Raw genomic sequence first — 12,892 nt, 5'->3', positions numbered from 1 at the left:
GATATTGAAGTGACATATCGTGCAAACGTGCGGGCAGAATGGCTCGCGAGCCTTTTTGCCATCGCTGCGATCACCTTGGCCTCCCCCGCTCTCGCCGCCGACCCCAAGCCCGACGCCGTCGTCAAGAACAGGAACATCGAGGCGCGTGTCTTCCTCGACGACAAGATCAAGGCCGACGCGCCACTCGCGGCCGACTGCCTTGCCGAGGGCAGGAAATGGCTCGACAAGAACGCGGCTGACGCGGCTGCCTCACGCAAGCAGGACCCGCAATTCTTCAAGGACGGCGGCTGGGACTTTGAGCGCAAATATTCGATCCGCTCCGTCGTTGCCGACCGCTATGTCAGCCTCCTGCGTGACGACTATATGGACACCCATGGCGCCCATCCTAATTCGGACGTGAACACGGTGCTGTGGGACAAGTCCGAGAACAAACGCATCTCGATCCGCCCGTTCTTCGCCGAGACCGCCGACAACGGCCCCACCATGAAGGCGATGGTGAAGGCGGTGATCGCCTCGCTCAGAATCGAGAAGAAGAAGCGCGACACCAGCGAGACCGCGACTGAGGAATGGTTCAAGGGCGTGGAGCCCAGCCTGCTCAAGATCGGCGCGGCGACGCTCGCGCCGTCGACCGAACCAGGCAAGAGCTCCGGCCTCACCTTCCACTACCCGCCCTATGCGGTCGGCCCCTATGCCGAGGGCCAATATGTCGCATTCGTTTCGTGGGAAACGTTGAAGCCCTATCTCACGCCGGAGGGCGCGCGCATCTTCGGCGGCACGCGGCCAAAAGGCGATGACGACCAGCCGCAATGAGTTCCAGCGGAACCATTGCTCACGGCGCCGTTGGGCGGCCGCTTGCGACATCCCTGCAAAGCCGCGTAGCATATTGCATTGACCAGCCCGATTCCCGAGGGCGCCGCCGGGATTATTGATGCCAGGAATTACGCGCCGCATTTTCGCGGCCTCTTCTGTGGCCGCCGCCACGTCCACCCTCCTCTCACCTGCCCGCGCGCAAGCCTATCCGGCGCGGCCGGTGACCTTGATCGTGCCGTGGGGTGCGGGGGGCGGCACGGATGCGACTGCGCGCATCGTCGCGACGCTGCTGGAGAAGGAGCTCGGCCAGCCGTTCAACGTCGTCAACCGCACCGGCGGATCCGGCGCAATTGGCCATGCCGAGATCGCAACCGCAGCGCCGGACGGCTACACGATCGGCACGCTGACCGTGGAAATCGCAATGCTGCATTGGCAAGCCCTGACGCAGCTGACGCCGCGGAATTTTACGCCGCTGGCGCTGGTGAACGAGGACCCGCCGGGCATCCAGGTCTCGACGTCCTCGCCCTACAAGACGGCGAAGGAGCTGATGGACGCCATCAAGCTGGCACCTCCCGGACGGTTCAAGGCTTCAGGCACCGGACAAGGCGGTATCTGGCATCTCGCCCTCGTCGGCTGGATGCAGGCGATGGGATTGCCGGCCAACCAGGTCGCGTGGTCGGCGTCGAATGGTGCAGCACCGGCCATGCAGGATCTCGTCGCGGGCAGCCTCGATCTCACCACCTGCTCGGTGCCGGAAGCACGCGCCACCATCGAGGCCGGCCAGGCCCGGAGCCTCGCGATCATGGCGCATGCGCGCAATCCGATCTTCCCGGACGTCCCGACGCTGAAGGAGACGATCGGTGTCGACTATTCCACCAGCTCGTGGCGTGGCATCGGCGGCCCCAAGGGCTTGCCTCCGGCCATCGCCGCCAAGCTGACCGCGGCCTTGAAGAAGGTGTACGACTCCCCCGCATTCAAGGACTTCATGACCGGACGCGGGTTCGGCACCGTCTGGCGCGACGCCGGCCAGTTCGAGACCTTCATGGACCAGGCGGATAGCCAGATGGGCCAGGCGATGAAGGCGGCGGGTTTTGCCAAGGCCTGATGTAACCACGCATGCCTTGTCCCGCGGGCACTCGCCTGCCTGCGCGCGCCGTTGTAAAGCAGGGCATGGTTGAGAAGAAGACTTCGCTTGATATCACCGCCCTCGCCCGCGACTTGCGCGCCGGCCATCGCGCGGCGCTGGCGCGAGCCATTACGCTGGTGGAGAGCCGGCGTGGCGATCATCAGGCGCAGGCGCGTGAGCTGGTGCAGATGCTGCTGCCCGATACCGGCAAGGCGGTTCGCGTCGGCATTACCGGCTCGCCCGGCGTCGGCAAATCCACCACCATCGATGCGCTCGGGACCTACCTGATCGAGCAAGGCAACAAGGTCGCGGTGCTCGCGGTCGATCCGTCCTCGGCGCGTAGCGGCGGCTCGATCCTCGGCGACAAGACGCGGATGTCGCAACTGTCGTCGTCCGACCATGCCTTCATCCGCCCCTCGCCGTCGTCAGGCACGCTCGGCGGCGTTGCGGCCAAGACGCGCGAGGCGATGCTGCTGTGCGAGGCCGCCGGCTTCGACGTCGTGCTGGTCGAGACCGTCGGCATCGGTCAGTCCGAGACCGCCGTCTGCGACATGACCGATTTCTTCCTCGCGCTGATGCTGCCAGGCGGCGGTGACGAGTTGCAGGGCATCAAGAAGGGACTGGTCGAGCTCGCCGACATGATCGCGATCAACAAGGCCGACGGCGACAATCTCAAGCGGGCCAACATCACCGCGGCCGATTACCGCGGCGCGCTGCATATCCTCAGCCCTCGGTCCGAACATTGGCACCCGCCGGTCGTCACCTATTCGGCGCTGGCCGGCACCGGCATTGCCGAGCTCTGGCAGAAGATCCTCGAACACCGCACGGCAATGAACGCGTCCGGCGAGTTCGCCGCGCGCCGGCGCGACCAGCAGGTGAAATGGATGTGGTCGATGCTGGAGCAGCGCATGCTGGCGCGGCTGCGCAGCGAGGCATCGGTGCGGGCCAAGGTGAAGAAGATCGAGGCGGAGGTCGCTGACGGTCACCTGACGCCGGCGCTCGCCGCCGAACAGATATTGGGGTTGCTGCAATGAGCGACCAGCTCCGCATTCTCCTCACCGGCTTCGGCCCGTTTCCCGGCGCGCCGCATAATCCGACCCAGCCGCTGGTGGCGCGGCTGGCGCAATTGCGCCGCCCCGCGCTCGATGGCGTCACGCTATCGCGCCACATCTTTCCGGTGACCTATGCTGCAGTGGACCGGCAATTGCCGGAAGTGCTGGCGAAAGTGAAGCCGCATGCGCTGCTGATGTTCGGCCTCGCGGCGCGCACGCCGTACCTGCGCATCGAGAGCCGCGCGCGCAACGCCGTCACCATGCTGTGGCCCGATGCCGCCAACACCCGCTCCAGCAAGCGCGGCATCGCCGGTCATGCTGACGCGATGACGTTCGGCCCGCACACGGCAAGGCTGTTGCGCGCCGCGCGTCTCACCGGCATCGACGCACGGCCCTCACGCGATGCCGGCGCCTATCTCTGCAACTATCTGAGCTGGCGCGCGATCGAGAACGTGCGCGGCGGCGGACCAAAGCTTGCCGCGTTCATCCACATTCCCTTGCTAGCGCGCAGCGGCGCCGTGCGGCGGAAGGGATTTCCACGGATCACGCTGGACGAATTGGTGGACGCCGGGGAAGCGATGCTGATGGAGATGGTGAACCTGGCACGGAAGACGCGGAACACGCAGGCCTCGTAGGGTGGGCAAAGGCGCCCTTGCGCCGTGCCCACGATCTCGTTCCATCTGCCGTCAATCGTGGGCACGCTTCCGCCTTCGCTCTTCGAGCTCCGGCGGACAAATCGCTTTGCCCACCCTACGGCACCTCCGCTGCGGTAAACATTTAACCCTACCGCGAACAATCCCGACGACCCCTTCCGCCCTGCGCTACCTAATCCCCGCGGACCGCCGCGTCCGCCGGAGGACGCGTCATGGACCTCAATCGCCGTCATCTCATTGGAGCCTCGACCGCCGGCATCGCCGGTGCGCTCGCCATGCCTGTCGACGCCGCGCGCGCCGCGCCGCTGACCTCCCTGCTCGGCCGCGATGCGACCCAATATGGCGTGCGGCCCGGCGCGGCCGAGGATCAGACACGCACGCTCCAGCGCGCGATCGACGAGGCCTCGCGCGCGCAGATGCCGCTTGCGCTTCCGCCCGGCATCTACCGAACCGGATTGCTGCGGCTGCCAAATGGCGCGCAACTGATCGGCGTGCGCGGCGCGACGAAGCTGATCTTCACTGGCGGGGCCTCGGCGATCCAGAGCGACGGATCGGACTCGGTCGGGCTGACCGGCCTCACCTTCGACGGCGGCAGCATTCCACTGCCGACGCGGCGCGGGTTGGTCCATGTCCTCGGCGGCCGCGGCGTCCGCATCACCGATTGCGAGATCACCGGCTCCGGCGGCAGCGGCATCTGGCTGGAGCAGGTATCCGGCGAGATCTCCGGCAACGTCTTCACCAACATTGCCGTGACGGCGGTGGTCTCGTTCGACGCCAAAGGCCTCAACGTGTCCCGCAACACCATCATCGGCACCAACGACAACGGCATCGAGATCCTGCGCACTGCGATCGGCGATGACGGCACGCTGGTCGCGGACAACCGCATCGAGGACATCAAGGCCGGCCCCGGCGGCTCCGGCCAGTACGGCAACGCCATCAACGCCTTCCGCGCCGGCAACGTGATCGTGCGCGGCAACCGCATCAAAAACTGCGATTACTCCGCGGTGCGCGGCAACTCGGCCTCCAATATCCAGATCACCGGCAACAGCGTCAGCGACGTGCGCGAGGTCGCGCTCTATTCCGAATTCGCGTTCGAGGCCGCAGTGATCGCCAACAACACCGTCGATGGCGCTGCCGTCGGCGTCTCCGTCTGCAATTTCAACGAAGGCGGCCGCATCGCGGTGGTTCAAGGCAATATCATCCGCAATTTGATCCCGAAGCGCCCGATCGGGACCGCGCCCGACGACGATGCCGGCGTCGGCATCTATATCGAAGCCGACACCTCGGTGACCGGCAATGTGATCGAGAATGCGCCGTCCTACGGCATCGTCGCCGGCTGGGGCAAATATCTGCGCGACGTCGTCATCTCCGGCAATGTGATCCGCAAGGCGCTGGCCGGCATCGGCGTGTCCGTGGTGTCGGGCGCGGGCACCGCGCTCGTCAACAACAACATGATCTCGGAAACCCCGCGCGGCGCCGTGGTCGGGCTGGACCATGCGCGCGCCGTGACGTCAGACCTGTCGGCGGACGGCGCCCAACGCTTTGCGCAGGTGGTGGTCGGCGGCAACGCGGTGCGGCAGTAGGCGCCGCCCTCGCTTCCAAGGCCTCAGAATGCGTTCCTGAGCAGCGGGTACTTTGCTTCGAGGCCGTCGAGGCTGAAGGTGAATTCGACAACGCGCTCGGGGGCTGCGACGATTTCGTCGGCCGGCGGAGCGAATTGCGGCAGCAGCGTCGCCATTGCAGCAGGCATGACGACTGGTGGCCTCACCGCAGGCGCGGCGACCGGTGGTACTGCAGATGCGGCAAGCGGCGGCTTCACTGCAGGCGCGGTGCGCGGCGCAGCTGCGATGGACGCGGCGACCGGTGATCTGACGGCAGGTGCCGCGACCGACGCCCGCGCGGCGGGCGCCTTCAGTGGTGGCATCTTGGGGGGCGCGGTGAACGACGCCATCAAAGCAGCCACCTCGGCTGATGCAGGTACGGCGACCGGTGCAATCGGTGCCTCGAGGATTTCGGCGAGCACATCCAGCGTGGGCTCGAGCGCAACCGGGACGACGGTCTCGGGCGCGATGTGCACGGCCTTGGGCTGCAGGGCCTTGGGCTGCACGGCTTTGGGCTGCATGGTCTGGGCCTGCTCGCGCGGGAACACGCGGGGCATGGTCGCGGGCGACCAGCCGAATGCAGAAGTCACGCTCGCGGCAGCGGCGGCGACGTCCCCTCCATTTGCGAGGGCGCGCCAGGTCTGGACCGCGCGCTTGGCTTCCTGGATGTTTTCGAGGAATGCCAGCTCGCTGTGATAGCGGCGCCACCGTCCGGTCTCGAACATTTCGGAGAGATGTTCCAGCCGCTGTTCGGCGAGAGCGCACCAGCGCGCGGCAAGCTCGCGGCTTCCAGCCGCGCCATGGCGATGAGTCATAAATCAGCCCGTCAGGAGAAAATACGGACGCGACGCAACGCACACGAATCAATTTAGGCGCGACATGAATATTTTGTGGAAAAGTTTTGACTTGTCCAGCAACGACACGGCCGTCGTCACGAAAGACCGTAGTCGTGCGGAGTTTTCAGGGATTTTCGAGTCAAGCTTCGCGCAAGCATAGCGGGCTTGCCAGCTGTCGTTGCCGATTCATCACGACGATCGCCGCCGCGGCCTCAACCGCGAGGTGATCTCGAATCACGCTTCAAGAAGTCGGACGCCCAAAAAGAAAAGACCCGTCCGGGGGGACAACCGGACGGGTCGAGCCATATGGGCGCTTGGGGTGGATGGGCGCTCGCGCCTAATATGACTGATGGGGAGGGATGACCGCTCCCACATAAATTGGTCGTGGCAGCAGGCTGAACGTTCAAAGCGGCGCTCGATTTTTTAACCTTTGGCCGACGCGCAATGTTGTCGCAGGCGCTATCGCGCCGCCGGCCTATCCGCCTGAGAAACCGTGGATTTATCGGTCGCGCTCGACAGCGAGGGCTGCTCGATTGCGCGGATGCCGGGATCGTCGCGGCGCTTCTCGGCATCTTCACGTTTAGTTGTACCGGACGCAGCCGCGACCGGCGTCGTGTTGTCGACCGGAACCGCCATGACAGCGGCGAACGCATCGGGCTCGCCGTCGCCGAAGAGATCATCACGCCCGGGTGAACCGAGGTCACGCGCGGTCTTCGACAGCGTCATGCGCAGCGCTTCCGGCTTCAGGGAATAGTTCCGCTCGAGCAGCAACGCCGCGACGCCGGAGACATAGGCGGCCGAGAACGAGGTGCCCGACGTCATCTGGTATTTGCCATCCGGCGCCGGCAGGAAGATGTCGACGCCCGGCGCCGCCAACGCGATGTAGTTGCCGCGGTTGGACGCGGTGAACAGCCTGTCCTGCTGGTCGGTCGCACTGACCGCGATCACGTTGGGATTGGCGGCGGGATAAAGCGGTGGCGATTTGGCGCCGGCATTGCCGGCGGCCGCGATCAGCACCAGGCCCCGCGCGGCAGTTGCCGCGATCGCACGCTCGATCACCGCGTCCTTCGGACCGGCAAAGCTCATATTGACGATCTGGGCGCCGTGCTCGGCTGCGTAGTTGAGCGAGCGCAGGATGATGTAGGACGAGCTCTCGGCGCTGCCGGTGGTGCCGCCGAAGGCGCGAATGGCGATGATGCGCGCTTCCGGCGCGCTGCCCATCAGCTTCGCGTGCGCCACGATAGCCCCGGCAATGCCGGTGCCGTGGATATGGGGGCCCTCGCTGCTGCCGAGCGCATCGAAATTGTCGGCGATGGAGTTGGCGAGTTCGGGGTGCTTGGCGTCGATGCCGGAATCGATCACGGCGACCGTGACATTGGCGCCGTGCGCCAGTGTGTGCGCCTGCGGCAGGCGCAGCTTCGGCAGTACGTATTGGGCCGGATCACCCTCGGTCGGCACCGCCGATTTCTGGTCCTGGAGCAGATAGCGGAAGTTCGGCTGGAGCGATCGCACGCTGCCGTCGGCGGCAAATTCGCGCCGCACCGTCTCATACGGCCGGCCGTCGGCGATACGGAACAAGCCGACCGTGGACCCGATCAGCGGAAAATTCTCCGAAGAGACGCGCCTCAAACCGTGGCGCCGCGCGAGTTCATCGGCCTCCGTCAGCGACAGCGCGCTGTCGATCTCGGCCACGAATTCGTTGGCGAAGCTGCGCAGATTGACGGCGACCGGCGTATTGTTGCCGCGCCCCTTGCCGGCGCTCTTCCTGGTCGATTTGCCGGAACCGTCGCCGCCTCCGCTCGGCTGCCCCAGGCACTCGCCGTCGGCATCGCGATAGGCCGCCGTGCAGGCCGGATAGAGGTTCGGCGAGTAGCGCGCATAGGGCAGCACCGGGGTCGTCGCCATCCGCGCCGAGATCCGGGCGGTCGTCACCACGTGCGGACCGCGATCGACGCTGACCGCCCTGGCGGCAATGCTGGGACTGATGGTCGGTGTTCGCGAGGGCACGCTGATGGTCGGTGTGCGCATGATCGCCTGGGCGTGCGCCACCTCGATGCCGAGGCAGGCGGCGAGCAGGAGCGCGGCTCCGACCGACGAAGCGTAGGCCCCGGCTCGCAACTGACTCTCGGACTTGCGCGTCATTGGTGCAGCGGCGCGCTTAAGGCGCCGCCACGGCGAGGTTGACGAACTTCTCGCGCTGCATCCTGCCGAGCAGCGCGGTGAGCTCGTCCTGGCTCATCGCCTTGTCGAACTGCAGGCGGAACATGCCGCCTCTGGCATCGCCGATGATCGAGGCCTGGTAGCTGTCGAGCAGCGCGGTGATATCGGCCACGCGCGCCTCGGGCGTGAAGCGCACCAGCGCCCGCGCAGGAGCCGCCGCCCCGAGCTCGCGCGTGATCGGCGCGCCGGTCGACAGCGATGCGGTCTGGAAGGTCGAGGTCTGGGTCTTCATCAGCACGGCGCCGATGATGCCGGCCTGCAGCAGCAGCGCGATGGCGCCAAGGCTCGCCGACCAGGCCAGCGTGCGCGGCGACAGGCTGGCGAAGAAGGTGGCAACGCGCGCCGACAACGGCAGCGAACTGGTCGCCCGCTCCGGCTCGGCGTCGATCGCGGCAAACAGCTTCTGCATCGCGCGCGCCGACGGGGCGCCCAGGCTCTCGTTCAAATGAATGGTCTCTTCGTATTCGCCACGGATCGCCGCATATTGCTTCGCGAGCGCCGGATCGCTGGCGAGCGCTTCTTCCACACGGCGGGCATCGCGCGCGTTCAGCGTGCCGGCGGCGTGCCACGGCAGCAGCATCTCGATCTCACCGGGCTCTTGCTCCAGCATCTTCTTGCTCAGTGCCATCATGGCCAGCCTCGCTCAATGCCGGCTGCCTTCAGCAGTTCGGCCAATTTCTTGCGCGCATAAAACAAGCGCGTCTTCACAGTGTTCTCCGGGATCCCGACGATCTCGGCCACCTCTTCCACGGACTTCTCGTGGTAGTAGACGAGGTCGACGATTTCCCGATGGTCCGGCGAGAGGCCCGTCAGACACTCCCGCAACGCTTCACTGGTATCCTTTTTCTGGACCACCGTTTCTGGATTGTCGGACGAATCCTCGATCGCATTGGCGGCCTCGTCGTCCAGTTCAAAATCCTTTCGGCGCCGAAGCGCAGACAGGGCCTTGAATCGGGTGATTGCCAGCAGCCAGGTGGAAACGGCGGATCGGCCCTCGAACTTGCCGGCTTGACGCCAAACGTCGAGAAACACCTCGCTGATGAGGTCTTCCGCCGTCTGCTCGTCCCGCACGAGCCTCAGCCCGAACCGATACACCCTGACATGGTGCCGCCCGTACAGCACCTGCATGGCAAGACGGTCGCCCTGAGCGATCCTGGCGATAAGGACCTCGTCCGTAGCCGCCTGTGTCACGCTCAAAGGCCGTCTCGCAAAGTTGGTCGGGTCGATGCGGGGGACGGTTCGACGGGAGGGGTGAAATTCTTCAACCTACCGCAGTCATACGGGGATGCGTGTGATCTACCACACATACGCGCAATTTCCTTATCCCACCCGTGGCAGTTGGCCGCTTCGCTGCAGAACGGTAACATAATACGGAAACACTCTCTCGCGGATTTGCCGTGAGCCTGAACGGACGGCCCGGCCGGGCCCGGTCCATAACACGGCCCTGTGCACCTTATGTCGCACGGGGCCGGATTTGGTCCGCGATATCGCCCGCGATGCCTAACCGGCCGCAAAATCCCGCACTGCACGAGCCCCTCACCCGCGCCATGTCCCCCGGATTCGGTGCAAAAGGATACCAAACCTAAAGGCTTGCCACGTAGATTTTTTCGGCTGACATCCACCATTGGCGGGACCATGAGCACGGCCGCGACGTCCTTTCCGGAGAGGAATGCCGCAGAGGTCGCGGATCTCGTCCTCACGCCCGAGGCGGCTGCGCCCGAGGTGCTGGCGCGGCGGATCCGTCAGCGCCGGCAGATGTATATCGGCCAGGTCGTCAGCTACTCCCTCGGCGCCTCTGTCCTGCTGCTCTACGCCTATGACGGCGCCGTTCACATCAACGTTCCGTCGCTGTTCTGGGTCGGCGGTCTCTCGATCATCGGCATCTTCGTGGTGATGTCGGAGGCCGGCGTCGGCGACAAGCACACCGACCATTATCTCACGGTGTTCCAGATCTCGGCGCATATGGCGCTGCAGTTCGTGTTCCTGCTGTCGGTGCCGACGATCGGCATCGCCTTCATCAGCGTGCTGTTCCTGATCTTCGCATTCGGCACGCTGCGCATGACCTCGGCCCAGGCGATGCTGACCTGGGCACTCGCCTCCGCCGCGCTTGCGGCCGTGTTCCTCGGCTCGGACCTGCCGATCGGCATGCCGGTGGCGACCCGGCTGCAGCGGACCGCCTCGATGCTCTGCTTCATGCTGGTGATCGGCCAGTGCGCCTTCCTCGGCCTGTTCGGCGCCACGCTGCGCAAGATCCTCTACCGGCGCAGCATCGAGCTGAAAGATGCCTATCGACGCATCGAGGAGCTCGCCGAGCTCGACGAGCTGACCGGCTCCTACAATCGCCGCTGCATCATGCGACTTCTCGACGCGGAGATGGAAAAGTCGCGGCAGGCGACCGCGCCTTGCGCCATCGCGCTGATCGATCTCGACTGGTTCAAGCGCATCAACGACGCCCACGGCCATCCCGTCGGTGACGAGGTGCTGCGCACCTTCGCCATCACCATCTTCGCCAATATCCGGCCCGACGACCGTTTCGGCCGCTATGGCGGCGAGGAGTTTCTGCTGCTGCTGCCCGGTACCGCGAGCGAGGCCGCATCGCGCATGCTCGATCGGCTGCGCAGCATCGTCGCCGAGCTCGACTGGAGCGCATTCTCGCCCGGCATGCGCGTGACGATTTCCGCCGGCGTCGTGACGCTGCGCGACAATGATACTGCCGACACATTTCTCGCGCGCGCCGACAGCGCGCTCTATTCCGCCAAGGCGCAAGGGCGCAACCGCATTGCTACGAGCTGACCGATCCATTTCCCGCCGGTGCGTGAGAATACGCCGCCGGACCGAACGCTCCAGGACAGGGCTATGAACTCTAAAACCGTCAAGTCATCCGAGAATTTGCTCGAGGAATTGCAGTCGGCGCTCTCGCACGGCACCGTCGCGCGCCGGGTCGAGACACTGCGCCGCGTCACCGACCTCTTCGTCAACAACGCGGTGGATTATTCCGACGACCATGTCCGCGTCTTCGACGACGTGTTCCAGTGCCTGATCGAGCAGATCGAGACCTCGGCAAAAGCGCTGCTCGCCGACCGGCTCGCGCCGATCCCGGCCGCACCGCCCCAGATCATCCGCACGCTCGCACTCGACGATGTGATCGAGGTCGCCGGCCCCGTGCTGACGAAGTCGGAGCGGCTGGACGAGACGACCCTGATCGAGATCGCGCGCAGCAAGAGCCAGGCCCATCTCAAGGCGATCTCGCTGCGGCGGGTGCTGTCGGAGGCGCTGACCGACGTGCTGGTGAGCCGCGGCAACAACGACGTGGTGCAGTCGACCGTCAGCAATCCGGGTGCGCAGCTCTCCGAGGGCAGCCTCACCGACCTCGTGACGCGCGCCGAACGCGACGACGATCTTGCCACTTGCATCGGCGTGCGGCCCGACCTGCCGCGCCATCATTATCTGAAGCTGATCGCCAAGGCCTCCCTGAGCGTGCGCAGGAAGCTGGAAGCCGCTCATCCGGAGCTCGCCGACGAAGTCTCGAGCGTGGTCCAGGAAGCGGCGCAGCGGGTCCGGGCCGCCGCGATGACCCGGCAGACCGAAATGGCGCGCGCGCTGGTGAAATCACTCCACGACGACGGCCGTCTCAACGAATTCCAGGTCACGACTTTCGCCGAGCAGGGCAAGTTCGACGAGACCAATGCGGGGCTCGCGGCACTGGGCGGCGTTTCGGTCGAGACCGCCGAAAACATGATGATCGAGAGCCGGACCGAGGGCGTGATGATCCTCGCCAAGGTCGCCGGCATGCAATGGTCGAGCGTGCGCGCGATCATCGCCATGCGCGAAAAGCTCTCCGGCGGCTCGCAGACCGACATGCTGATCCTGCGCGATACCTACGAAGCCCTGCGCAGCTCGACGGCTCAGCAGGTGCTGCGCTTCCACCGCATGCAGAACACGACGTCCGCGGCCTAGTAACGTAGGACTTTCGATCCAACCGCCGCGCCGATCGCGGTCACGACCGCGGTCGCGATCGTGTACCAGGTCGCGACGAACAGCGGCGAGTCGTCGGTGCAGTGCGAGGCGTAGAGCGTCGCGGCGAGCCCGGCCGACAACAAGCCGGCGAGCGCGCCGGCAAGCGCCGGCCGCGACGGCGCACCATGGCGCAGACCGAACAGGGCGCCCGCGAGCAGCGGCAGCGACATCGCCGGGATCGCCACCATGCACCACCGCGAGTTCTTGCCGACGAGCCGCATCGTCATCGGCATGGCCGGCGCCATCATCGCTTCACTGCCGATCGCGACCGCAAGCAGCCCAACGGGGAGCAGCAGCAGCCAGCCCCAGCCGCGCATCAAGGCTTCGGGCCGAGACAGATGCAGGCTGATGATGATCGCAGGGATCGCGAGCGACAAGGTAACGGCGAACTTCGTGTCGAAGAACGGGTTGTGCATCGCCGTCATCACGTCCGGCCGCACGCCCAGGAAGGTTGCAAAAATCAGGATCGAGAACGGGGCTGCCACCAACAGGCCCATGGTCAGCAAGCCGCCGACGCGCGGGGCACGGTGGGCGTTGTCGGCCGCGAGGCTGCGAATGAGTTGATCGGTGTCCATGA

General features: G+C 65.8%; 12 protein-coding genes. 7 read left to right on the top strand and 5 right to left on the bottom strand.

The window, feature by feature from the left end; genetic code table 11:
* The first annotated feature begins 9 nt into the window (after positions 1-9).
* From NLM31_RS15235 to NLM31_RS15215, 5 genes are all read left to right on the top strand, one after another.
* Positions 10-810, top strand: coding sequence for an RsiV family protein (locus NLM31_RS15235; RefSeq protein WP_375167488.1), 801 nt, complete (start codon positions 10-12; stop codon positions 808-810).
* A gap of 118 nt (positions 811-928) precedes the next feature.
* Complete coding sequence (locus NLM31_RS15230) at positions 929-1,915, top strand: tripartite tricarboxylate transporter substrate binding protein (protein ID WP_254192749.1); 987 nt, start codon at positions 929-931, stop codon at positions 1,913-1,915.
* Positions 1,916-1,980: 65 nt separating this feature from the next.
* Positions 1,981-2,970: a methylmalonyl Co-A mutase-associated GTPase MeaB gene (gene meaB / locus NLM31_RS15225; protein WP_254192748.1), complete on the top strand. Its 990-nt coding sequence runs from the start codon at positions 1,981-1,983 to the stop codon at positions 2,968-2,970.
* Complete coding sequence (locus tag NLM31_RS15220; protein ID WP_254192747.1) at positions 2,967-3,623, top strand: pyroglutamyl-peptidase I; 657 nt, start codon at positions 2,967-2,969, stop codon at positions 3,621-3,623. Before meaB ends, NLM31_RS15220 begins: the two co-directional genes overlap by 4 nt.
* A gap of 230 nt (positions 3,624-3,853) precedes the next feature.
* The gene (locus tag NLM31_RS15215; RefSeq protein WP_254192746.1) at positions 3,854-5,224 is read left to right on the top strand and encodes a TIGR03808 family TAT-translocated repetitive protein; all 1,371 of its coding nucleotides are present in this window, start codon (positions 3,854-3,856) and stop codon (positions 5,222-5,224) included.
* A gap of 23 nt (positions 5,225-5,247) precedes the next feature.
* On the opposite strand, the gene NLM31_RS15210 is transcribed toward NLM31_RS15215, so the two are convergent.
* The 4 genes from NLM31_RS15210 to NLM31_RS15195 all read right to left on the bottom strand — a co-directional run bounded on the left by NLM31_RS15210 (position 5,248) and on the right by NLM31_RS15195 (position 9,495).
* Positions 5,248-6,057, bottom strand: a complete 810-nt coding sequence (locus tag NLM31_RS15210) for a TIGR03809 family protein (protein ID WP_254192745.1) — start codon at positions 6,055-6,057, stop codon at positions 5,248-5,250.
* Between the two features lie 480 nt (positions 6,058-6,537).
* Positions 6,538-8,220, bottom strand: coding sequence for a S8 family serine peptidase (locus NLM31_RS15205; RefSeq protein WP_254192744.1), 1,683 nt, complete (start codon positions 8,218-8,220; stop codon positions 6,538-6,540).
* Between the two features lie 16 nt (positions 8,221-8,236).
* Complete coding sequence (locus NLM31_RS15200; RefSeq protein ID WP_254130139.1) at positions 8,237-8,929, bottom strand: hypothetical protein; 693 nt, start codon at positions 8,927-8,929, stop codon at positions 8,237-8,239.
* On the bottom strand, positions 8,926-9,495 hold the full coding sequence (locus tag NLM31_RS15195) for a sigma-70 family RNA polymerase sigma factor (RefSeq protein WP_200517090.1): 570 nt from the start codon (positions 9,493-9,495) through the stop codon (positions 8,926-8,928). Before NLM31_RS15195 ends, NLM31_RS15200 begins: the two co-directional genes overlap by 4 nt.
* 438 nt (positions 9,496-9,933) lie before the next feature.
* On the opposite strand from NLM31_RS15195, the gene NLM31_RS15190 reads away from it, so the two are divergent.
* Both NLM31_RS15190 and NLM31_RS15185 read left to right on the top strand, forming a co-directional pair.
* On the top strand, positions 9,934-11,091 hold the full coding sequence (locus NLM31_RS15190; protein ID WP_254130138.1) for a GGDEF domain-containing protein: 1,158 nt from the start codon (positions 9,934-9,936) through the stop codon (positions 11,089-11,091).
* Between the two features lie 63 nt (positions 11,092-11,154).
* Complete coding sequence (locus NLM31_RS15185; RefSeq protein ID WP_254192743.1) at positions 11,155-12,255, top strand: DUF2336 domain-containing protein; 1,101 nt, start codon at positions 11,155-11,157, stop codon at positions 12,253-12,255.
* Here NLM31_RS15185 and NLM31_RS15180 read toward each other — a convergent pair.
* Positions 12,252-12,890 (bottom strand): NrsF family protein, encoded by a 639-nt coding sequence (locus NLM31_RS15180; RefSeq protein WP_254130136.1) that lies wholly within the window; start codon positions 12,888-12,890, stop codon positions 12,252-12,254. The two genes, NLM31_RS15185 and NLM31_RS15180, sit on opposite strands and share 4 nt — an antisense overlap.
* Between the last annotated feature and the right edge of the window lie 2 nt (positions 12,891-12,892).

Source organism: Bradyrhizobium sp. CCGUVB4N, assembly GCF_024199945.1.
Classification (GTDB): Bacteria; Pseudomonadota; Alphaproteobacteria; order Rhizobiales; family Xanthobacteraceae; genus Bradyrhizobium.
The sequence above is the reverse complement of the archived record's forward strand: the minus strand, read 5'-3'. Positions and strand labels throughout refer to the sequence as shown.